The 21,474-nt window shown below is 67.3% G+C and carries 23 protein-coding genes and 1 tRNA gene; 8 read left to right on the top strand and 16 right to left on the bottom strand.

All coding sequences use genetic code 11. From position 1 onward, the window contains the following. Positions 1-25: 25 nt before the first annotated feature. Together ACAX61_RS07595 and ACAX61_RS07590 are read right to left on the bottom strand one after the other, a co-directional pair. The gene (locus ACAX61_RS07595) at positions 26-1,717 is read right to left on the bottom strand and encodes a GH39 family glycosyl hydrolase (RefSeq protein ID WP_370714164.1); all 1,692 of its coding nucleotides are present in this window, start codon (positions 1,715-1,717) and stop codon (positions 26-28) included. A 42-nt stretch (positions 1,718-1,759) separates the two neighbouring features. Next, positions 1,760-2,806: an NAD(P)-dependent oxidoreductase gene (locus ACAX61_RS07590; protein ID WP_370714163.1), complete on the bottom strand. Its 1,047-nt coding sequence runs from the start codon at positions 2,804-2,806 to the stop codon at positions 1,760-1,762. Between the two features lie 93 nt (positions 2,807-2,899). Here ACAX61_RS07590 and ACAX61_RS07585 point away from each other — a divergent pair, with 93 nt between their 5' ends. Then, entirely contained in the window at positions 2,900-3,034 is a 135-nt protein-coding gene (locus ACAX61_RS07585; RefSeq protein ID WP_370714162.1) for a hypothetical protein, read from the top strand. Between the two features lie 3 nt (positions 3,035-3,037). Here the strand turns inward: ACAX61_RS07585 and ACAX61_RS07580 are convergent, their stop codons facing one another. The 6 genes from ACAX61_RS07580 to ACAX61_RS07555 form a co-directional block, all read right to left on the bottom strand. After that, positions 3,038-4,261 (bottom strand): NAD(P)/FAD-dependent oxidoreductase, encoded by a 1,224-nt coding sequence (locus tag ACAX61_RS07580; RefSeq protein WP_370714161.1) that lies wholly within the window; start codon positions 4,259-4,261, stop codon positions 3,038-3,040. Further along, positions 4,261-5,022: a peptidoglycan editing factor PgeF gene (pgeF, locus tag ACAX61_RS07575; protein ID WP_370714160.1), complete on the bottom strand. Its 762-nt coding sequence runs from the start codon at positions 5,020-5,022 to the stop codon at positions 4,261-4,263. Before pgeF ends, ACAX61_RS07580 begins: the two co-directional genes overlap by 1 nt. After that, positions 5,019-5,525: a GNAT family N-acetyltransferase gene (locus ACAX61_RS07570; protein ID WP_370714159.1), complete on the bottom strand. Its 507-nt coding sequence runs from the start codon at positions 5,523-5,525 to the stop codon at positions 5,019-5,021. Before ACAX61_RS07570 ends, pgeF begins: the two co-directional genes overlap by 4 nt. Continuing rightward, positions 5,522-6,595 carry a class I SAM-dependent methyltransferase gene (locus ACAX61_RS07565; protein WP_528084546.1) on the bottom strand — a complete coding sequence of 358 codons (1,074 nt, stop codon included), beginning with the start codon at positions 6,593-6,595 and terminating at the stop codon, positions 5,522-5,524. The genes ACAX61_RS07570 and ACAX61_RS07565 overlap by 4 nt, the downstream gene beginning before the upstream one ends. After that, positions 6,592-7,458 (bottom strand): prolipoprotein diacylglyceryl transferase, encoded by an 867-nt coding sequence (gene lgt, locus ACAX61_RS07560; protein ID WP_370714158.1) that lies wholly within the window; start codon positions 7,456-7,458, stop codon positions 6,592-6,594. The genes ACAX61_RS07565 and lgt overlap by 4 nt, the downstream gene beginning before the upstream one ends. Before the next feature lie 142 nt (positions 7,459-7,600). Further along, positions 7,601-8,158 (bottom strand): TlpA family protein disulfide reductase, encoded by a 558-nt coding sequence (locus ACAX61_RS07555; RefSeq protein WP_370714157.1) that lies wholly within the window; start codon positions 8,156-8,158, stop codon positions 7,601-7,603. Between the two features lie 16 nt (positions 8,159-8,174). On the opposite strand from ACAX61_RS07555, the gene argH reads away from it, so the two are divergent. The 5 genes from argH (at position 8,175) to ACAX61_RS07530 (ending at position 12,317) form a co-directional block, all read left to right on the top strand. Next, positions 8,175-9,551: an argininosuccinate lyase gene (gene argH / locus ACAX61_RS07550; RefSeq protein WP_370714156.1), complete on the top strand. Its 1,377-nt coding sequence runs from the start codon at positions 8,175-8,177 to the stop codon at positions 9,549-9,551. Continuing rightward, positions 9,551-9,796 carry a hypothetical protein gene (locus tag ACAX61_RS07545; RefSeq protein WP_370714155.1) on the top strand — a complete coding sequence of 82 codons (246 nt, stop codon included), beginning with the start codon at positions 9,551-9,553 and terminating at the stop codon, positions 9,794-9,796. The genes argH and ACAX61_RS07545 overlap by 1 nt, the downstream gene beginning before the upstream one ends. Further along, positions 9,796-11,052, top strand: a complete 1,257-nt coding sequence (gene lysA / locus ACAX61_RS07540) for a diaminopimelate decarboxylase (RefSeq protein ID WP_370714154.1) — start codon at positions 9,796-9,798, stop codon at positions 11,050-11,052. Before ACAX61_RS07545 ends, lysA begins: the two co-directional genes overlap by 1 nt. 2 nt (positions 11,053-11,054) lie before the next feature. Beyond that, on the top strand, positions 11,055-11,822 hold the full coding sequence (locus ACAX61_RS07535) for a siroheme synthase domain-containing protein (protein ID WP_370714153.1): 768 nt from the start codon (positions 11,055-11,057) through the stop codon (positions 11,820-11,822). A gap of 75 nt (positions 11,823-11,897) precedes the next feature. After that, a complete protein-coding gene (locus ACAX61_RS07530; RefSeq protein WP_370714152.1) occupies positions 11,898-12,317 on the top strand; it encodes a hypothetical protein in 420 nt (139 codons plus the stop codon). Positions 12,318-12,393: 76 nt separating this feature from the next. On the opposite strand, the gene ACAX61_RS07525 is transcribed toward ACAX61_RS07530, so the two are convergent. The 6 genes from ACAX61_RS07525 to ACAX61_RS07500 form a co-directional block, all read right to left on the bottom strand. Continuing rightward, positions 12,394-12,930, bottom strand: coding sequence for an NADPH-dependent FMN reductase (locus ACAX61_RS07525; RefSeq protein ID WP_370714151.1), 537 nt, complete (start codon positions 12,928-12,930; stop codon positions 12,394-12,396). Positions 12,931-12,941: 11 nt separating this feature from the next. Beyond that, complete coding sequence (locus tag ACAX61_RS07520; RefSeq protein WP_370714150.1) at positions 12,942-13,646, bottom strand: lysophospholipid acyltransferase family protein; 705 nt, start codon at positions 13,644-13,646, stop codon at positions 12,942-12,944. Next, positions 13,643-14,185, bottom strand: coding sequence for a YdcF family protein (locus ACAX61_RS07515; RefSeq protein WP_370714941.1), 543 nt, complete (start codon positions 14,183-14,185; stop codon positions 13,643-13,645). The genes ACAX61_RS07520 and ACAX61_RS07515 overlap by 4 nt, the downstream gene beginning before the upstream one ends. Then, positions 14,185-15,048 (bottom strand): cell division protein FtsX, encoded by an 864-nt coding sequence (locus ACAX61_RS07510; RefSeq protein ID WP_370714149.1) that lies wholly within the window; start codon positions 15,046-15,048, stop codon positions 14,185-14,187. Before ACAX61_RS07510 ends, ACAX61_RS07515 begins: the two co-directional genes overlap by 1 nt. Further along, a complete protein-coding gene (gene ftsE / locus ACAX61_RS07505; RefSeq protein ID WP_370714148.1) occupies positions 15,045-15,752 on the bottom strand; it encodes a cell division ATP-binding protein FtsE in 708 nt (235 codons plus the stop codon). The genes ACAX61_RS07510 and ftsE overlap by 4 nt, the downstream gene beginning before the upstream one ends. A gap of 78 nt (positions 15,753-15,830) precedes the next feature. Then, the gene (locus ACAX61_RS07500) at positions 15,831-16,625 is read right to left on the bottom strand and encodes a DUF1134 domain-containing protein (RefSeq protein WP_370714147.1); all 795 of its coding nucleotides are present in this window, start codon (positions 16,623-16,625) and stop codon (positions 15,831-15,833) included. Between the two features lie 187 nt (positions 16,626-16,812). On the opposite strand from ACAX61_RS07500, the gene ACAX61_RS07495 reads away from it, so the two are divergent. Both ACAX61_RS07495 and ACAX61_RS07490 read left to right on the top strand, forming a co-directional pair. Further along, positions 16,813-16,905 (top strand) — tRNA-Ser (locus ACAX61_RS07495). Positions 16,906-17,016: 111 nt separating this feature from the next. Continuing rightward, a complete protein-coding gene (locus ACAX61_RS07490; RefSeq protein WP_370714146.1) occupies positions 17,017-17,835 on the top strand; it encodes a glycoside hydrolase family 16 protein in 819 nt (272 codons plus the stop codon). Here the strand turns inward: ACAX61_RS07490 and ACAX61_RS07485 are convergent. Together ACAX61_RS07485 and ACAX61_RS07480 are read right to left on the bottom strand one after the other, a co-directional pair. Next, positions 17,832-19,034: an MFS transporter gene (locus ACAX61_RS07485; RefSeq protein WP_370714145.1), complete on the bottom strand. Its 1,203-nt coding sequence runs from the start codon at positions 19,032-19,034 to the stop codon at positions 17,832-17,834. The genes ACAX61_RS07490 and ACAX61_RS07485 overlap by 4 nt on opposite strands. A gap of 44 nt (positions 19,035-19,078) precedes the next feature. Continuing rightward, positions 19,079-21,307, bottom strand: a complete 2,229-nt coding sequence (locus ACAX61_RS07480; protein ID WP_370714144.1) for a beta-glucosidase — start codon at positions 21,305-21,307, stop codon at positions 19,079-19,081. Positions 21,308-21,474: the final 167 nt, after the last annotated feature.

The following is a 21,474-nucleotide window of genomic DNA, read 5'->3' as shown; positions in this document are numbered from 1 at the left end:
CTCGCCGTGCCAGCCAGCGCCGTGCTCAACTGCCCGGCTCGATCATCAGCAGCGACACCCCCTGCCGCGGCAGGCGGAACGCGAGCGTTGCACCGTTGCCGGTCGTGGACAGCCGCTGTTCGCCCGCCACCGTCTTGAGTTCGGCGGCCTTGATCAGCGCCGCGCGCTGCTCGTCGCTGGGGGCGAGCGGGGAGCCCATGCCCAGCCACGCGGCATAGCTGTTCGAATGGTCGCGATCGACGCGGTAATGGGTGACCCGCGCGCCCCGGCGCAGCGCGGGGGAAAGCCCCTTCAGCGACAGGCGCACCGCCGCGTCGGGCCCGGCGAGATCGTCGTCGTGATAATGCCAGACCAGGACGCTCACCCGGTCCCCGTCGCGCGCGGCGACGGTGCCGACATCGGCAGGGCCGCGCACGCCCTCTGCCATGATGCGTTCGACCGGCAGCTGATGGTCCGAAGTTGCCGCGATCGTCTGACCACTCATTTTCGAGAACAGCTTGAACACGTTGATGACGGGCAGGTCGATGCCCGCCGATGTCAGCTGGCGAAACCCGGCGAAATAGGGCTGATCCTCGAACTCGAACGACCAGCTGAGGATGCCGTCCAAGTTCAGCTTGCGGCGTTCGGCCAGCGCCTGCAACCGTGCGAACGATGCGGCGGTATAGCTCGAATACATGGTGCCGTTGCGATAGGCATTGGCCGGTCCTTGACACGCCGCGCACCCTTCCGGATCGGATTCGCCGATGATGATCGGTTTGGTGCGGAAGACCGGGTCGCGTTCGATCTGGGCGAATTCATGGTCGGCGGCCTTCAGATGCGCGCCCAGTCCCATGCGGACATGCCCCTTTTCGCCGTCGGTCCCCTCGATGAAGCTGGGCGACCCCTTTGCGTGGAAGGACAGGAAATCGGTGGGTGTACCCGCCTGTTTCACATGGTTCATGAAGTCGGTCAGGAACGTGTCGCCCGCGCCCGCAATGTCGGGGCCGCCGACCCGCGCTTCGGGCAGGGCGCGGCGCACCCCGGCGATGGCGGTATCGTGCAGGCGGAAAAACTCGGCCTTGGTCCCGCCCCAATAATATTGCGGCAGATTGGGTTCGTTCCACGTCTGGAAATACCAGGTGGCGACCTCTTTACGGCCATAGCGTTCGACGCAGTGGCGGACCCATTGATAGACCAGTTCTTCCCACTTGCCGTAATCCGTGGGGGGATAGGCCCAGCCGGTGCGGATGCTGCCGCTGCCGGGGCGGAAATCATGCTGATAGGGCCGTGGCTTTGACGACAGCGCTTCGGGCATGAAGCCGATTTCGACATAGGGTCGGATGCCGCGTTCGCGATAGGTATCGAAGATGCGGTCGACGATTGTGAAGTCGTAGACGGGGCGCCCCTCAGCATCCTCGGTATAGATGTTGGTCGAACCCCATTTCAGCGCGGGCGTGCCGTCGCCGGTGGTCAGCAGATTGTGGGCGCGGAAATAGACGCGGTCGGGCGCGAGGGCACCCAGCGTGGCCAGCGTCGTGCGCCCATCCTTCATCGTGGCATAATTGGGTTCGTCCGCGCCAAAGAAACGCCAGACGGGATCGACCGGCCCCTGCGTGCGTGCGGCATCCACGGTGATTTCGACCGGGAAACTGTCGGCGGCGCCCGTCGCCTGCTGCGCCGATGAAGGCGTGATGGCGGCGAACGCGGCGGCAAGGCCGGCGACGGCGGTTTTCAGCATTCCAACCCCTCTCCCTGTTATTTTCCCCGCCGTTGCGGGGCGTCAGCCCACGCGTGTGCGTTCGACCACGGCGGAGATGTCGCGGTCGCCCAGCCCGGCATCGGCGGCGTCCTGAAACCGCGCCCGTGCCGCGCCCGCCAGCTGCGAGCGGATGCCAGTCGCCTCCATCAGCCGTTCGGCATAGCCCAGGTCCTTGGCCATCAGCGGGATCAGGAAATTGGGCGTATAGTCGCGCGCCAGCATCCGGTCCGCCATCAGGCCGATCATCGGGCTGCCCGGCGATCCGTTGCGCAGGATGTCCGCGGCGAGCGTGGCGTCCAGCCCGTGCGCTTCGATCAGGGCCAGCGCCTCGGCAAAGGCGGCGGCCTGAAGGCCCGACAGGAAGTTGTTGGCGAGCTTCATCACCGCGCCGCTGCCGACGGGGCCGAGCCGGATTGCCTCGGTGCCCATCACGTCCAGTACGGGCTGTGCGGCAGTCAGCGCCGATTCCTCTGCCCCGACGAAGAAGCGCAGCGTGCCGCTTTCGGCCTGAGCCTTGCTGCCTGTCACGGGCGCCTCGACAAACTTGACGTCAGCCTCGCTCATTGCCGCGCCCAGCTCCGCGACCCAATCGGGGTCGAGCGTGCTGCAATCAATAGCGACGCTGCCCCGCTTCATCGCCGCCAGCGCGCCATCGGCACCCAGCCACACATCGCGCGAGGCGTGATTGTCCGCAACCATCGCAATCACGAAATCGGCGTCGCGCGCGGCCTGTGCGGGCGTGTCGGCAAGGCTGGCGCCAGCGGCCACCAGCGGTTCGGCGCGAGCGGCGGTGCGGTTCCAGACGGTGACGCGGTGGCCCGCGCTCACAAGCTGATGCGCCATCCCCGCACCCATGATGCCCAGTCCAAGCACCGCGACATTGAGGCTCATCATTCGTCTCCCTTGCACTCTTGTCCGACAAGAGCCGCTCCGCGCGTTAACCGCAAGGGGCGGGTGCCCGGAATCGGCATCCAGAAGGCGGCGGTGAGCGATATCATGTGCGCGCCTGATGTCGGCGCATCCATTTGGCGACGCAATCGTCTGGGCGGTCAAATGGGCGTATTCCATTTGCCGTCAAACCCGCACATGCTAGCGCAAGCACCCAGCTTTTCCCGTTTTTGATGGCAGGGGAAAAGCGTCGGCAACTGAAGAAAGTGTGACGTGACGCGAGAGCTGATTGCTTATTGCATCATCCTGGTGGTCGGCTTGGTGGCGATCCCCTGGCTGGCCGTCCATCTGCGCCGGCGCCGGATCACGAAGCTGCGCCGACGCGGGATCAAGCGTTACGGTCACTGATCGTCAGGTGCCGATCGTCTTGAGCGGCACCGCCGGGTCGGAGAGCTGATCGGGCGGGGCGACGACGCCGTCCGCGACCAGCCGCCGTCCGGCCACATAATCCTTGACGTTGTTGACGCAGTCGAGTGCGACGACGCGGCCATCGCGCAGATAGACGACCGAAAACTTCCCCGATGCCGGCTCGCCGCGCAGGATCGCGCGATCATGGCCCATCGACAGGCCGACGGTCTGGAGCTTCACCGCATATTGGTTCGACCAGAACCATGGCACTGCATCATAGGTGGCTTCTTCGCCCATGATCGTGCGTGCCACGACGCCCGCCTGATCGGTGGCGTTCTGAACCGATTCGACGCGGATCTCGGCGCCGTCGGCAAAGCGATTGGCGTGCAGCGCGCAGTCGCCGATGGCAAAGATGTGGGACAGGCTGGTGCGGCACGTCGCATCGACGCGCACGCCATTGTCGCCCGCAGCCCCGGCGGCCAGCAGCGGTTCGACGGCGGGCACGATGCCGATGCCGACGATGACCAGATCGGCGGCGATGACTTCGCCGTCCGACAGGCGGACGCCAGTGGCGTGGGTCGAGCCCTCGATACAAGCGACCTGCGTGTTCAGGCGGATCGCCACGCCCTGTTCGCGGTGCGCCGCTTCGAAAAAGCGCGACAGTTCGACACCGGCGACGCGCGCCAGCACACGGTCCTGCGCTTCGATCAGGCAGACCTGCTTGCCGAATTTGCGCAGCACCGCCGCTGCCTCAAGCCCGATATAGCCGCCGCCGATCACGACGACGCGCGTCGCACCCGGCATTTCGGCCTGCAACCGGTCGACATCGGCGCGGTTGCGAATGCCATGCACCCCCGCCAGATCGGCACCCCCGCACGACAGCCGCCGCGCCGCGCCGCCCGTTGCCCAGATGAGCGTGCCATAGCCGATCGTCGCGCCATCGGCGGTCGTGACCTGCCGCGCATCGGCATCCACCGCGGTCACACGCTGTCCGGTCAGCAACGCGATGCCCTGTTCGGCCCAGAAGGTCGCCGGGCGGATCAGGATACGCTCGAACGGCTTGTCACCGGAAAGGTAATCCTTGGACAAGGGCGGGCGTTCATAGGGCGGCAGCGGTTCGTCGCCGACAATGGCGACGCTGCCCGCATATCCACGCTGGCGAAGCGCGATGGCGGCCTGCGCGCCCGCATGGCCGCCGCCGACGATCAACACGTCATGACGGGGCATCACAGACCGATCAGGCTGATCTGCCGCCCATAATCGGGCGCGGCTTCATGCGTGGCGCGGCGATAGCTGAAGAAGCGGTCGGGCTGGGCATAGGTGTCCAGCCCCAGCGCCTCCACCCGACCGATGCCCGCCGCTGCCAGCCGCGCGGTGACATAGGCCTCAAGATCGAATTGCAGCCGGTCGGCGCGCGCGCCGTCAGCGAAAAAGCGTTCATTGGCGGGATCGTCGGCGGCAAAGCGTTCGGCAAAGGCCAGATCGACCTCGTAACTGGTGCGCGCGATGCACGGGCCGATGGCGGCGGCAATGTGGCTGCGCCGCGCACCCAGCCGCTCCATCGCGGCAATCGTCGCATCGGTGACGCCCGCCAGCGCGCCCTTCCACCCGGCATGGGCGGCGCCGACCACGCCCGCCTCCACATCGGCGAACAGCACCGGCGCGCAATCGGCGGTCAGGATGCCCAGCAGCAGGCCCGGCGCGCGCGTGACCATCGCGTCGCCGCGTGGCCGCTCACCGGGAAAGGGCGCGTTGACGATCACAACTTCGGCCGAATGAACCTGATAGAGCGTGACCAGCGCCCCGCCCGGCAGCACGGCGTCGCGCGCCAGATCGCGGTTGCGCGCCACCGCATCGGCATCGTCATCCGATCCGACGCCGACGTTCAGCCCGGCATGAACCCCCGTCGACACGCCGCCGCGACGGCCCAGAAAGCCGTGCGCCACGCCGTTTAGCGCGCTTGCGCGAATAACCTCGACCCCGCTCACAGTTCCAGCCGCATGATCTCGTCATGGTCGCGGTGGTTGCCGACCATGAAGTCGTAATCGCCGACCTTGCGGAACCCCAGCCGGTCATAGAATCGCCGCGCGCGGACATTGTCGACGAACACGCTGAGCAGCATTTCGCCGTGTCCCTGCGCCCGCGCCTGTTCCAGCGACCAGTCCATCAACCGCCGCCCGATGCCGTCGCCGTGATGCGCGGCCAGCACGTAAAGCTGGTGCAGACAGATGGCGTCGGGCGAAAACCCGTCGAAATAGCTGGGGCCAAGCTTGGCAAAGCCGATCGGCTGCCCCTCGATCGTGGCCAGCCGGATGCGATAGGCCGCATCGCCCAGCTGTGCGGCATAGGCCGCTGGCGACATGGCCGATTCGAGGAAGGTGTCGAGATCGGCGGGCGCATAAAGCGTGCCGAACGTCTCGATAAAGCTCTGCTGCGCCATGGCCGACAGCGCATCGGCATCGGCGGTGCGCGCATCGCGATAGGCGATCATGCGGCGAACCCCTCTGGCACCGGCCAGTCGGGCGCGGTGACGGCGATGACCTTGAACAACTCGCCCATCTGCTCCCCACCGGTCAGGCGCGCGCGATCGGCGGCGATGGCATCGGCGCGTTCGGGCGCCGCCGCCGCCAGCGCCGTCGCGCGCGGGCCGATGCCGAGCGCTTCCAGAAACGCACCCTGTCCGACGGGGCCGTGGACCACGGCGCCCTCCGCCCGCGCGGCTTCGGCCAGCGTGCCGAAATCGACATGGGCGGTCAGATCCTGCTCGCCCGGATCCTCGAACGGATTGGCAAAGGCGTGGCCGCGCACCGCCTGCAACGTGTCGCCGATGGCAGGGCCGTCATAGCCATAATCGATGATCAGCGCCGCGCCCCCTTGCGCCAGCAGCCGCTTGGCCAGCGCGCGCATCACCGCCACGCTGGCGGGAGAGGTTTCCAGTATCGAGCCGCCCGGCGCATCGCGAAAGGCCGGCGGGATGACGGGGTCGAACAGGGTGTTGCCGACCACCGGCAGGAACAGCGTGTCCTGGCACGCGACCAGCCGCTCGCGCCACCCCTCTGCCGTGCGGACCAGCTGGCGGATCGGTAGTGCATCAAAAAATTCGTTGGCCACGACCAGCAGCGCGCCTTCGTCGGGCACACCGACCAAGTCGACATGCCATTCGGCACCGGGCACGGCGCGCGCCTGATGCTCCCGCAGCGACGGGCTGGTTTCGATCAGGTGGACCGGCGGGTTCAGCCCCACCGTCGCCATCGCCCGGCGCGCATCGGCGGCCAGCGTTCCGCGACCGGGCCCGAACTCGACATAGCGCGATGCCGGCTGGCCCGCGCGGTGCCACAGGTCGGTCAGCGCCAGCCCGACCAGTTCCCCGAACATCTGGCTGATTTCGGGCGCGGTGGTGAAATCGCCGCGCGCGCCCAGCGGGTCGCGCGTCCCGTAATAATGGGCATTGGCCGCGCCCATGAACTGCGACAGCGGCACCGGCCCCGCCAGCGCGATGGCGCGCGCCAACCGTTCGGGCAGTGCGGCGTCCAGCGCGGTGATTGTCGGTTCCCCGCTCACGCGATGCTTTCGCCGACGATCGGCTCGACCCGCGCGCGCCGCCGCCTGGACGTGGCGATCAGATACAGCCCGCCCGCGATCATCGGCAGGCACAGATACTGGCCCATGTTCAGCCCGGTCATGTCGTGCAGCCACATCAACTGCTCGTCCGCCTCGCGGAAGAACTCGACGAAGAACCGCGCCGAACCATAGCCGAGCAGGAAGATGCCGACCAGGCGACCGGGATAATAGCGCGCATCGGTCCGCCAGAAGAAGAAGGCGAGGACCGCGAACAGCAGCAATCCCTCAAGCCCCGCTTCGTAAAGCTGGCTGGGGTGGCGCGGCACGTCCAGCCCGGTGCGCGGAAACACCATGGCCCAGGGCACATCGGTCGGACGCCCCCACAATTCGCCGTTCACGAAATTCGCCAGCCGCCCGAAAAACAGGCCAAAGGGCACGCATGCCGCGACATAGTCATGGATGCGCAGCCAGTTCAGCTTGTGCTTGCGCGCCATCAGGATGATGCCCAGCGTCACGCCGATCACGCCGCCATGGAACGACATGCCGCCGTCCCACAGCCGCAGCACGCTAAGCGGCTTGAGCAACAGGTCCGGGCGATAGAACAGGACATAACCGATGCGCCCGCCCGCGATGATGCCGATGGTGGCATAGAACACCAGATCGTCGGCATGGCGCCGCGCCATCGGTGCGCCGGGCCGGTCCAGCAGCTTGAGCAGATACGCCCAGCCCAGCAGGATGCCCGCGATATAGGCGAGCGAATACCATTTGAGCTGAAAAAAGCCCAGGTCGAGCGCGACCGGGTCCAGCCCCAGCGACTCGTAATTCAGATAGCCACCCGCGGCGGCAAGCGTGGTCAGGAGCAAGCGGCGGTTCCTTGCGGCGCTGTTGGCGTGTCGGGCCGCTTTAGGGCCAAGCGCGGGGTATGTCAGCAGGGGATGGGCCGTGCCCCACGTCCTTTAACCCAATCCCGGCGTGCCGGAATTAAGGCCTGCCGCCGACAATCGCTCACCCCGCCTCTGCCAGCAGCACCTTCGCCTCGTCTCCGGTCCAGTCCATCGAGCCCGCGACGCGCCACACCTCTTTCCCCTCACGGTCGTACAGGATCGTCGTGGGCAGGTTGGCGCCAAGGCCGGTGGTGAATTGCAGTTCGCTTTCGCTCCAGGGTTCGATCGCGGTGAAGCCGGCCTTCTGGAAATAGGGCACGACCTTGGCCGGGCCGTCCAGATCCTGGGCGATGGTCAGCACGTCGAGCTTACCCGACTCGCGCTTGGCCAGTGCCTCCAGCGTCGGCATTTCCTTGACGCACGGCGCGCACCACGTCGCCCACAGGTTCACCAGCACCGGGCGCCCGGCATAATCGGCAATCGTCTTCTTCACGCCCTCCGGATCGGAAAAGGCGTAATTGGGCGCGGCTTCGCCCTTGTGGCTGCGGTCGACCTTGCCGGTTGTCGCCGAAGCTTGCGCGGCGGGGGTCGCGGTGTTCGCTTGCTCGCCGGACGGCGCTTGCGTATCGCACGCGGCAACCATCGCGGCGAGCGGGAGAAGTACGATCAGCGAGCGCAATGCAGGCTCCAATCAGATGTGGGGCGGTCGATTTGCCGAGGGCCCTTCGTCGGTAATGCGCGAAATTAACGCATCCATCCCGTTCGACAAGCGGATGTGGCGACAGGACATCACCGCATCGAAAGCGCATGCCACGATGCTGGGCGCGACGGGCATCGTCGCCGCTGACGATGTGGCCGCGATCCTGAACGGGCTGGACGCGGTGGCCGCCGATTACGAACAGGGCGGGCCGACCGACGATCTGGCGTTGGAAGACATCCATATGCAGACCGAGGCGCGGCTGGCCGGAAAGATCGGCACCGCCGCCGGTCGCCTGCACACCGCGCGAAGCCGCAACGATCAGGTCGCGACCGATTTCCGCCTGTGGACGCGCGACGCCATCGACGATGTGCTGGCGGCGCTGGATGCGTTGCAGGGCGTGCTGCTGGACCGGGCGGAGGAACATGCCGCCGATGTGATGCCGGGCTTCACCCATCTGCAATCGGCGCAGCCGGTGACGCTGGGCCATCACCTGATGGCGTATCACGCGATGCTGAGCCGCGACGTCAGCCGCTTTCGCGACGCGCGGGCGCGGATGAATGAATCGCCGCTGGGCTCGGCGGCATTGGCGGGGACGGGCTTTCCGATCGACCGCGACGCGACGGCGGCGGCGCTGGGGTTCGACCGACCGATGGGCAATTCGCTGGACGGGGTCAGCGACCGCGACTTCGCGCTGGATTACCTGACCGCCGCGACCCAGTGCGCGCTGCACCTGAGCCGGCTGGCCGAGGAATTCGTGCTTTGGGCGTCGCAGCCCTTTGGCTTTGTCGCGCTGTCGGACCAATGGTCGACGGGCAGCTCGATCATGCCGCAAAAGCGCAATCCCGATGCCGCCGAACTGGTGCGTGGCCATGCGGGGCGGATCATGGGCTGCATGACCAGCCTGATGGTCACGATGAAGGGCCTGCCGCTCGCCTACTCAAAGGACATGCAGGACGACAAGCCGCCGGTGTTCGAAGCGCACGACCTGATGGGCCTGTGCCTGGCGGCGATGACGGGCATGGTCGAAAGCGCGACGTTCCGCACCGACCGGATGCGCGGCGTGGCCGATGCCGGTTTCTCGACCGCCACCGATCTAGCCGACTGGCTAGTGCGCGAGGCGGGTTTGCCGTTCCGCGAGGCGCATCACGTCACCGGCCGCGTCGTCGCGCGGGCAGAGGCGCTGGGCTGCAAGCTGGAAGCGATGCCGATCGACGAATTGACCGCGATCGACGCGCGCATCACGCCCGATGTGTTCGACGTGCTGTCGATCGACGCATCGGTCGCCAGCCGCAAGAGCCATGGCGGCACGGCCCCGGCGCGCGTGCGCGAAGCCATCGCTGCTGCCCGCGCGGCGCGGGGGAAGGGGGCGTGATGCGCCGACTGATCCTGCCCGTCCTGATCCTGTCGCTCAGCGCATGCGGCGCGCGCGGTCGCCTGACCCTGCCAGAGGGGGAAACGCCGCCGCCCGCCCCCTATGGCGCGGCGGAGGCGCCGACCCCGGCAGATCTGACCACTCCGACGACGCAACAGCGCCCGTCGCGCAGCGACGAATTGCTGCGCCAGTCGGATGAGCGGCCCAATGATCCCTTCCAATTGCCGCCGCAGGGAGGGCGCTGATGGACCATTTCCAGCACCGCGACGGCGCCCTGTTCGTCGAGGGCGTGGCCGTCCAGGCGATTGCCGACGCGGTGGGCACGCCCGCCTATATCTATTCCCGCGCCACGCTTGAACGGCATGCACAGGTGTTCCGCGACGGGTTGTCGGGTGTGGCGGACAAGCACATCGCCTTTGCGGTCAAGGCCAATCCCAACCTGGCGGTGCTGCGTGTGCTGGCCAAGGCCGGTTACGGCGCCGATGTCGTGTCGGGCGGCGAAATGGCGCGCGCGGTGGCAGCGGGCATGGCGCCGGGCGACATCGTGTTTTCGGGCGTTGGCAAGACGCGCGAGGAGCTGGTTCAGGGGCTGGAAACCGGCATCGGCCAGTTCAATCTGGAGCTGGAGGAGGAGGGCCATGTGCTGGCCGCCCTTGCCGCCGAACGCGGGCTGACCGCGCCCGCCACGCTGCGCGTCAATCCGGACGTGGACGCGGGCACCCATGCCAAGATCTCCACCGGCAAGGCCGAGAACAAGTTCGGTATCGCGATTGGCGAGGCGCCGGGCATCTTTGAACGGCTGGCGGGCAAACCCGGCATCAACCTGCGTGGCCTGGCGGTGCATATCGGCAGCCAGTTGTCCGATCTGGCCCCGCTGGAGCGCGCTTATATCCGCGTCGGCGAAATGGTGCGCGAATTGCGCGCGGCGGGCCATGTCATCACCCATGTCGATCTGGGCGGCGGTCTGGGCGTGCCCTATCGCCCCGGTGAGGTGATGCCGACGCCCGCCGAATTTGGCGCGATGGTTGCGCGCGTCACCGCGGGCTGGGACGTGAAGCTGATGTTCGAGCCGGGCCGCGTGATCGCGGGCAATGCCGGCGTGCTGCTGACGCGCGTGATCTGGGTAAAGCCGTCGGGCGGGCACCCATGGGTGATTGTCGATGCGGCAATGAACGATCTGGCGCGACCGGCGCTGTACGACGCCTATCACGATTTCGTTGCGGTGCGCCCCACCGGCGAGCGGATGGTCGCCAACATCGCCGGGCCGGTGTGCGAAAGCGGTGATACCTTTGCCAAGGGGCGGGAGATCGACGCAGTGGCGGCGGGCGATCTGGCGGTGTTTCGTACCGCGGGCGCTTATGGTGCGACGATGGCCAGCACGTACAACAGCCGTTCGAAAGTACCCGAGGTGCTGGTCGACGGCGACCGCTTCGCCATCGTGTCCGACCGCATCGACCCGGCCGCGCAAATGGCGGGTGAACGCGTGCCCGACTGGCTGTAACGATGCGCGAGACCGGCCTGCCCATCGTCGTTCGGCTGGACGGGCGACCGGTCATCCTGCTGGGCGATGGCGAGGCGGCGGATGCCAAGCGGCGGTTGATCGAGCGGGCGGGCGCGGTGCCCGTCACCGACGACCCCGCCGCGCGCCTCGCCATCGTCGCGATCGAGGATGAGGGCGAAGCGGTGGCGGCGGCAGCGCGGCTGAAGGCGCGCGGGCTGCTGGTCAATGTCGTCGACCGGCCTGCCCTGTGCGACTTCACCCTGCCCGCGATCGTCGATCGCTCGCCAGTGCTGATCGCCGTGGCGACGGGCGGCGCGTCGGCCGGACTGGCGGCGGCGATCCGGCAGCGGATCGAGGGGTGGCTGCCCGCTTCGGTCGGCGTGCTCGCAACCGCGCTGTCGTCGGCGCGCGGGGCAATGCGCGCGCGCTATCCCGACGGGCGCGCGCGGCGCGTAGCCCTGGCGCGGGCGCTGGACGCGGGCGGCGTGCTCGATCCGCTAGCGGGGCCGGACGAAGCGGCAGTGGCGCGCTGGCTCGACACGCCCGACACCGGCAGCGCAGCGCGGGTAGAGACGGTGCGCCTGACCTCAACCGATCCCGACGAACTGACGCTCCGCGCCGCGCGCCTGCTCTCGCAGGCCGATCGGGTGTGTCACCGCGTCGACGTGCCGCCCGCCATCCTGTCGCGCGCCCGCGCCGATGCCGAGCGGTTGGAATGCGCGGCGGTGGAGCCCGGTGAAGGGCTGACGGTCGATCTGTCGATGGGGTGAGGGAAGTGGGTGATGGAAGCGGCCGGTCGGCTTACGCCCAGTTGCGGACATTCACCCAGCGGACGATAACGGGGCATGGCAGACTGTTACATCGATGAAGCCACGGCCTTGTTCACTCGGTTCGCCGAGAAGCACCGGTTCAGCTATGACGTGGAAATCGATGCTCCTATCGAAGTGCTCTGGACGCTTCCTGCGCAAAACGGCCTTTCGATGCCTGTCACCCTTGGTCTCCAAAATGGTGACGAACTGAACTTCGGCGTTGCCGACTTCTGGTCTTCTTTCTTCCCGTTTGAGGAAAGCGCCTCGACGTTTGAGCGTGTTTTGGACGCATGGGTCACGGGCGACGCCCGGATAGCTCTGGTCATGTTTGGTGGACGTGCCCTCCAACTTCGCTGCGAGGGCGAATGGAAGACGGTTTACCGCGCCAATTGCATCCTGCCGGTGCCACGAAACCCTAAACGGACAATCGGCAACCAATCGCCTCTGCGGCTTTGAATGTCCGCTATCCACCCAATCTCGGTCGTTTACCCTCGATACCGACACCGCCCTTCAACAACCCCGCCACCCCCCGCTAACGCCGCAAGAACCCCGCAATCTGGTCCATCATCATCGCGATCTGCGGCGCGCAGGTGGCGATCGCGTTCTCGCCTTCGGTCGAATTGATCGCGACGCCGATGGGCGTGGGCCACCCGCGCAATGCGTGGACGATACCGCGCAGCGCCTGAAGCGTCGATACCGACGCCTGCCACCCCGCCGCCATCGCGATCAGGCCGACGGGCATGCCGTCCAGATACACGCGCGCATCGCCGCGCGTCAGCTCGATATGGTCCAGCGCGTTCTTGACCAGCCCCGACAGCGTGCCGTGATAGCCCGGCGATCCGATCAGCAGCGCGTCGGCGGACCGGATCGTGTCGATGAAATGGGCAACGCGCGGATCGGTGCCTGCTTCGGCGGGATCGTAATTGGGAAAGTCGATCGCTTCCCCGGTCAGCAACGTCGTGCGCGCACCCGCGGCGGCGGCGTGGTCCAGCGCGGTCTGAAGCGCGCGCGCTGTGCCGGAAGTGGGGCGGAGCGTACCGCCCAGGGCGACGATATGGAATCCCTGCATGACGACAGGCGCTAGCCGATCCGCGCCTTCGGCTCCAGCGCGTTGATCGCGGCGTGGATACGGACTTCCGCCTCGGCCCGGGGCAGGGCGTTGGGCAGCGGCTCGCCAAAGGCCATGGTGACGATGCCCGCCCGCTTCATCCCCTTGCGCGGCCACACTTGCGCGCTGTTCAGGGCGATGGGCACGGTGGGCAGCCCCAGCGCCTTGTACAACGCGGCAAATCCGGCGCGGACCGGGGGCGATTCGCCCGGGGGCACGCGCGTTCCTTCGGGGAAAATCAGCACCGGCCGCCCCGCCGCGCGCGCGGCGGCGGCGGCGCGCAGCATCTGACGCAGCGCGGTCGCCGACCCAGCGCGGTCGATGGCGATGACCCCGTATCGCTTGGCTGCCCATCCCCAGAACGGGATGTCGGCCAGTTCGGCCTTCATCACGATAACGGGGTTGCGCAGCATCCGCGTCAGCTCGAACGTCTCGTAAAAGGACTGATGCTTGGCGACATACAGCGCCGGGCCGTCCAGCGGACCGGAACCGGTGATGCGGTTGCGGATGCCCATGACATAACGCGCGCACAGCCGGTGCCAGCCCAGCCACAGGCGCACATGCCAGCCCAGCGCGCGCTGCCCGAACAGCGCACTGACCGGCGCGGTCAGCACGATCGGCACCGAGCCGCCGTAAAAGATCGCGTCGAACAGCCAGGAACGCAGCCGTGCCATCATCCGCGATATCCCAGAAGCAGTGCCGCGCGGCGGATCAGCAGCTTGTTATATTCACCCGCCAGCACGCCGAACCGGGCATTGGTCCGCACGCCGTCGCCGACAATCTCCACATCCGGGCCAAGCGCGTTGGTCAGTTCCAGCCGTGCCCGCGCCATATGCCAGTCCGACGTGACCAGCCGCACGCTTTTGAACCGATAGCGGCGGACCCAGCCGGCAGTTTCGTCAGCGTTGGAGCGGGTGTCGATCGCTTCCTGCCCCAAATCGACGCAACAGTCGAACAGCCGGCGGGGCGTTGATTTATAGACTTCTGCCAGCTCGCGCGGGCGGACCGTGGGGTCCACGCCCGACACCAGCATGCGCCGCGCCTGTCCCGCCTCCAATATCGCCAGCCCCCGGTCGATGCGCCCGGCGCCGCCGGTCGGGACGACGATGGCGTCTGTCACCTTACCCTCCACCGGGCGACCCAGGCTCAGCATGAACACGACGAAGCCCAGTGCATAGGCCAGCGTCACGAACGCGATCAGGCGCAGCAGCCGCATCACATCCGCCGCCTTAGCGTGCGCAGCACCGCGACTCGCGCTGCCAGCGTCGCCATCAGCGCAAAGGCGATCGGCAGCAGCGCGATCGCCGCCCAGTCGAACGTGTTCAGGCTGACGCCCTGCACCACTTCCGCCTCCAGCGCGCCCAGCCGGGTACCCAGAAAGCTGACAAAGCCGGCCGCCGCCAGCGTGCCGACCACGCCGCCGGTCAGCGTGTCGAACGCGATTCGGCGCTGGAACAGCCGCGCCACCTGAACATCGGTCGATCCGAGCATATGCAGCACTTCGATGGTGTCGGCGTGCGTGTCCAGCCCCGCGCGCGTCACCAGCAGCACGACGGCGGCGGTCGCCCCCGCGACCAGCAGCACCAGACCGCCCGCCAGCGCCGCCAGCGTCGCGATGAAGCCGCGCACTGGCGCCATCCACGTCGCGTGCCGGTCGATCCGCGCCAGCGGCGCTGCCTGTCGCACCGCCTGCTCCACCGCGCCCATCGCTGCCGGGTCGCTGAGGTCGACGTCGATCATCGCCGGCATCGGCAGATCGGCGTCCAGCCCCGCTTCACCCAGCCACGGCTCCAGCAACTGGGCCAGGTGCGCGCGGTCCACTTCCGCCACGCGCGATACCTGTGGCACCGAACGAAGCCGGGCGATCAGGCGGTCGGTGGCGGCGCGGTCATCCTCGACCAATTGCACCGTCAGCCGCCCGGACAGCTCCGCATCCAGCGCCCCCGTCGCGCGCCATGTCGACAGCCCCAGCGCCGCCGCCAGCACGGTCAGGAACAGCATGATCGCCATGATCCAGCGCATCACCCGCATCGCGCGCCCGTCGTCGAGCCAGCGGCGGTCGGTCGACAGCCGCTTCATGATGGCGCGCCATAGGACAGGCGGTGCATCTCGCTCAGCGCGTCGACCAGCCCGCCGCGCTCCATCCGCAGCATCTGCGCGTCCTTGACCCGGCCCAGCAGGTGGACGTCGTGCGTGGCGACGACGACGGTGGTGCCCAGCTTGTTCAGCTTGTCGAACAGGTGCAGCAGCCGGTCGGCGATGTCGGGATCGACATTGCCCGTCGGTTCGTCCGCAACCAGGATTTCAGGCCGATTGATGACGGCACGGGCAATGGCGATACGCTGTTGCTCGCCGCCCGACAGTGTGGCGGGACGCGCGTCGGCGCGATTGTCCAGACCGACCCAGGCCAGCATTTCGCGCACCGACTCGTCCACCTCGCTCTCGCTTGCCCCGGCAACGCGCAGCGGCAGCGCGATGTTGTCATAGGCGTTCAGATGCGGAAGCAGGCGGAAATCCTGAAATACTACGCCGATCCGGCGGCGAAGGATGGGCAGCCGCGCGCGCGGCAATGTCACCGTATCCTCCCCGAACAGGCGGATCATCCCGCGGCTTGGGCGCTGGGCCAAGTACAGCAGCCGCAGCAGCGACGTCTTGCCCGCGCCCGATGCGCCGGTGACGAAATAGAAGGCGCCGGCGCGCAGCGTGAAACTCAGGTCGGACAGCGTTTCGGGGCCGGTGCCATAACGTAGGCCGACATTCTCGAACTGAACGATGTTGGCCATGGCTGACGCTTGCAATGCCCCTTTGGGCGCGGAGCCATCGCACGTCGGCGGCGCCGGCTCAAGCGCCGGCGCGCATCCTCAAAAGGGCAGCCAGCGCGACTTTTCGGTGAAGTTCATATAACCGATATTCGCGCCCAGCCGCCATCCGACGCCCAGCCGGATCGGGATCAGCACCACGTCGCCGCGCCGCAAATAGGTCGCAGCAAAGCCGCCGACGAAATAGACGCGCCCCTCAGCCGCCGGAAAACGGCGATAGAGTTCCTGCGTGTCGTACAGGTTGTAGACCAGCACGAACACCTTGTTCGCGTCGCCGCCGACATCGAAACCCAGCGACGGACCCGTCCAGTAAACGGGGCGCTGCCCCTCGATCCGGTGGGTCATCACGCCGGAGCCATAACGCACGCCGACGACGAACGCGCCCGACGCTTCGCGCCCGGCGATATAGGCGTTGGGGCGCCCCTGTTCGGCCAGCAGCTTCTCGATCATGCCGGCCAGGCCCTGTGCGCCCTGACCGAACACGCCCTCGGCCGCGGACATCAGATCGTCCCGGGCAAAGGTCTCTTCCGCCGCAGCGGTGCGATCGGCCACAGCGGGACCGGCGGCGCCCGGCGCTGTCGCTGGTGCCGGTGCTGCGGGCGCAGGCGCGGCAGGCGGGGGCAGCGGCGCCGGTTCGGTCGATTGCGGGCCCGGATCGACCGCCATTTCGTCCGGGGTCAGTTGTTCCTGCGGCGGCGGGGGCGGCGGCGCGCCGTTCAGATCGGCGTCGATCGCGCTGTTCGGGTCGATGGTCCGCACCTGCGCCCCGGCGCCCGCCGGCGTCACCGCCATTGCCAGCGCCGCAAGCACGATTGTCCATTTCGGCGACATCTTCATTCCCCCGGTCAAAAATTACGCGACCCCGAAGCCGCTATGCTACACCGCCCCTCGATGAAGCCGCAATGAACGGGCGGCAAGTCGAGTCCGACAGGCGTCGGAACGAGTGGCCCTGCTTTTCTTTTCGAGGCAGTTGATCAACACCCAAGCCACCGCTATAGCGCCGCCCTCGATAGCCGAAAGACCCGGAGACGTGGGTGAGTGGCTGAAACCAGCGGTTTGCTAAACCGCCGTATGGGTAAATCCCGTACCGAGGGTTCGAATCCCTCCGTCTCCGCCATCGCTGACCCTCTTCCTTCTTTTCCAAACGGTGCGCCTTCGGGCGCTTGCACTCGACCGGGGACGCATTCGCGCGCTATCGCGGGCGGGATAATCGTTTCGGGAGAGCCAGATGAACCTGTTCGCGATCGCGCTGCAAGTCACGACGCTGGGCGCCACCAACTATTCCGTCGATGCGCCGATGACGGTCCCGGCAACCAAGCCCAGCATCGCCGACGAATTCGACGAGCCGACGATCGACCGCACGACGTGGCGCTTCGACACGGCGTTCAACGAGAAGGGGTGGTTCAACAACGAGCGGCAATATTATGCCGAGGCGCGTCACGAAAACTCGCGCATCGAAAATGGCGCGCTTGTGATCGAAGCGCGGCGCGAAAAGCTGGACAAGGCACGTTTTCCCGACTGGGGCGGGCAGGGCTATAGCTCGGCCAAGCTCGTGTCGCGGGAGGGAATGGGTTACGGTTTCTATCAGGTGCGCGCCAAGCTGCCGTGCGAACGCGGCGGCTGGCCCGCGATCTGGCTGCTGCCACAAGGCGGCACCTGGCCCGATATGGGCGAGATCGACATCATGGAAATGGTCGGCTGGGACGCCAATGTCATCCATGCCACGCTGCATTCGGGCAGCTATAACCACGCCAAGGGCACGCAGCGCGGCGCGCAGAAACGGATCCCGACCGCCTGCACCGCATTTCACGACTATCAGCTCGACTGGCGGCCCGATTCGATCACGATCGGTGTCGATGGCCGCGCCTATATGCGCGTCACCAACGACCAGCCCGGCGACCATGGTGCATGGCCGTTCGATCGGCCTTATCACCTGATCCTGAATTTGGCGGTCGGCGGCGACTGGGGCGGCAAGCAGGGGATCGACGACGGCGCCTTTCCCATGCGCCTGTCAATCGACCATGTCCGTTACTGGAAAGCGCCCTAATCGCGCCCGCGAACGGCCAGGATCGCACCACCGCCCGCCAGTGTCAGAACCGCCAGCGCCAGTAGCGCGCGGGTGAAATCGTCGGGGGTCGCCAGGCTCCACGCCAGCGCGGGGCCGATCAGCGATGGCGCGGTATTGGTCAGGTTGATGATGCCCAGGTCGCGGCCCCGGCGGCGCGGGCTGGGCAGCAGCAGCATGGCAAAGCCCGAATGCAGGACCAGGAACACCGCCGACCCGACGGCATAGAGGGTATAGCCGACCGCGCCGACTATGGTGCCCGATGCGATCGCCATCGTGCCCAGCCCGGCGGCGGCGACCATCGCCGCACCGAACAAGACCGCCTTTCGCCGACCGGTCCGGTCGGACAGGCGGCCGATGGCCACGGCGGCGGGCAGCGACAGGACATAAGCGAGCGTCATCAGCGCGCCGACCTGTTTCGCCACGCCGCCCCGCGCCGCGTCGGTCGCCAACGACTGGAAATAGTAAAGCAGGTATAGCGTCAGCACACTGCCCGACAGCTGCACCAGCAGGCGCGCAACCCATGCGATGGCCAGGTCCCGGCGGCTGAGCGGGCGGTCGGCGGCGGCTGCCTCTTCTCCGGTCGCGCGCACGCTGCGCGTCAGCAGGAACGGGCCGACGCACAATGCGACGCCCAACGGGATGATCGCGATGCGGCTTACGTCGCCGAGGCCCGGCGCCGCGATCAGCACCGCTGAAAAGGCCGAGCCGAGAGGGGAGCCGAGCGCCAGCAGGCCGCTGGCCACCCCCTTTTGCGCGTCGGGAATCTCGTCGGCCATGATCGCCAGAAGCGGGGCGAGCAGCGCATTGGCGGCCAGTTGCACGCCGATTACCGCGATCAGTATGGCGACGGGCGTGTCCGCCACTGCGACCAGTGGATAGGCAAGCGCCAGCGCGACGATACCGAACGCCACCCATCCGCGCCGCCCGCGCCCGCGCGCCACCGACCGGTCGCTGGCCCAGCCAAACAGGATATTCGCGCCGCTGGCCACCGCCGCGCCGACGATCGCCACGATGGCGGCATAGCCGATGCGCGAATCGCCCATGACCGTTTCGATCCTGAGGGGCAGCAACAGAGATAGAAGCGGCAGATAGGCGATGACTCCGCCCGCACTGGCCAGCGCGTAAAGCGCGAGGAATCTGGGCGAACGATGCGCGGCGGGGGGCGGGGTCGGGGGCATCGCCCGCCGGTTATCACGCCCCCGCCGCCATTGGGCAATGATTGTCAGGGCTTCATCGTCGCCGCGTCCAGCGTGACCGTCGAGACCATCGACCGGTCGCGCGCATCGCGGGCCAGCGCCACGCGATACCGTCCGCCCGCGATTCGCCAGCCGGGCAGCGCGGTATCATAGTCGGCAATGATGCGCGGTTCGGCGGTCAGCGTGATGCGCCGTGTCTCACCGGGCTTCAGCGTCACACGCTGAAAGGCGGCAAGGCGCATGGGCGCCGTGGTTCCGTCGCGCGCGACATAGAGCTGGGGCACATCGGCGCCTTCGCGCTTGCCGGTGTTGGTCACGTCGAAGGTGATGCGAAGCTGCTTGCCGCCGGTCACGACGGGGCGCCCATAGGCGAAGCTGGTATAGCTCAGGCCATGGCCAAAGGCGAAGCGCGGTGCCTCTCCCTTTCGCTCATACCAGCGGTAGCCGACATCGGCGCCCTCGGCATATTCGACCGGGAAGCTTTTCAGCTGATACTGCCCGGCATTGGCGGGATTGGACGCCGCCTGAACCTCAAGGTCGGTAAAGGTGTCGAGGCCGACGGGACGGGCGCGGGGCGGCTGTCCGGCGTGAGCGGGGAAGGTGATGGGCAGGCGGCCCGACGGGTTGACCCGCCCGGTCAGGATGTTGGCAATCGCCTCCCCCCCCCGCTGGCCCGGATACCATGCCTGCACGATGGCGGGCACCTTGTCGGCCCAGGGCATCAGTACCGGGCCGCCGGTTTCCATCACGGCAACTGTTCTCGGCTGTGCAGCGGCGACGGCGGCGATCAGCGCGTCCTGATGATGCGGCAGCTTCAGATTGGGCACATCCTCTGCCTCGGTCGTCCACTGCGTGGCGAACACGATGGCCATGTCGGCGCGCGCGGCAGCCTCGGTCACCGCATTCAGGTTTCGACCGTCGACAAACTCAATCTCGGCATTCGGCAGTGCGCGACGAAGCGCGGCCAGCGGTGAGGATGCGTGATAGGTGATCCGCACGAACGACGCGGCCGGGCCGTCGGCCAGCGGGATCTCGATCGGCGCGCCGCTGACCGAGCGCACCTGGCTGGACCCCCCGCCCGACAGCACCCCCAGATCCGCCGCGCCGCCGATCACCGCAATCCGTCGTGCCGTCGCGGCGATCGGTAGCAGGTCGCCCTCGTTCTTCAGCAGGACGATGCCCGCCTCTGCCGCTTGCTGTGCCACGTCGGCATTGCGGGCATAGTCGATGGCCTGAGGCGTGTCCGGCATGGGCGTATCGAAGGTGCCCGTCGTCATCAGGCCCGTAAGATAGCGCGTGACCATGTCGTCGATCCGCGCCATCGGCACACGGCCCGCAGCGATATCGGCCCTGAGCGGCGCGTCGAAATAGATTTTGGCGTCGAGTTCCTGACCCGCTTCCTGATCCAGCCCGGCATTGGCCGCCTTGGCCGACGAATGGACCGCGCCCCAGTCGCTCATCACCCAGCCGCGATAGCGCCAGTCGCGCTTAAGCACCTTGTTCAACAGGAAATCATTCTCGCACGCCCAGTCGCTATTGACCTTGTTATAGGCGCACATGACCGATCCCGGCCGACCCTTTTCGATCGCGATCTGGAAGGCGAGTAGGTCGCTCATGCGAAATGCGGCCTCATCAATGCGCGCATCCAGCACCATACGGCCGGTTTCCTGCGCGTTGAGGGCGAAATGCTTGACGGTGGAGACGATGCGGTTGGATTGCACACCCGCGATCTGCGCGCCCGCCATCGTGCCCGACAGCAGCGGGTCTCCGCCCATATATTCGAAGTTGCGGCCGTTCCACGGATCGCGCGTCAGGTTGACGCCGCCCGCCAGCAGCACGTTGAACCGCTTGGCGCGTGCTTCGCTGCCAATCATGGCACCGCCCGCACGCGCGATTTCGGGATCGAAGCTGGCCGCCGTCGCCAGACTGGAGGGGAGCGCGGTCGCTACGTCGCCCTTTCGCTGTTCGACCTGGTTGGCGACGCCCAGCGAGGCATCGCTTTCGCGCACCAGCGGCACGCCCAGGCGAGGCACGCCGTCGATATGCCCGGCGGAGGGAATCAATTCGTTGGGCGTCTTGCCATCGGCCATGGGCGGGAACAGCCCGTGCAGCAGCGCGATCTTTTCATCGAGCGTCATGCGCGCGACCAGCGTTTGGGCCCGTGTGCGTGCGGCATCCGGCGCCGCATCCTGCGCCACTGCGGCACCAGCCAACGCGGACGCGGCGAGCAAGGTCGCAAGGAAACGGCGAGTCATCAGACGCTCTCCTGAAAGTCGTTCATCTTATGCGGCTGCTTCGAGCATAAAGTGAGAACGTTCACAACCATGTTGTTGCACGCTCGTCACACCTGTTTCCCGATCGTGATCAGCGGGACCGCCAACGCTTGACAATTGCGGGTTGCAGGCAGAGTGAACGTTCTCAT

The organism is Sphingomonas sp. IW22 (genome assembly GCF_041321155.1).
Lineage (GTDB): Bacteria > Pseudomonadota > Alphaproteobacteria > Sphingomonadales > Sphingomonadaceae > Sphingomonas.
Note: the sequence above shows the minus strand (reverse complement) of the source record. Positions and strands in the feature narration are given on the sequence as shown.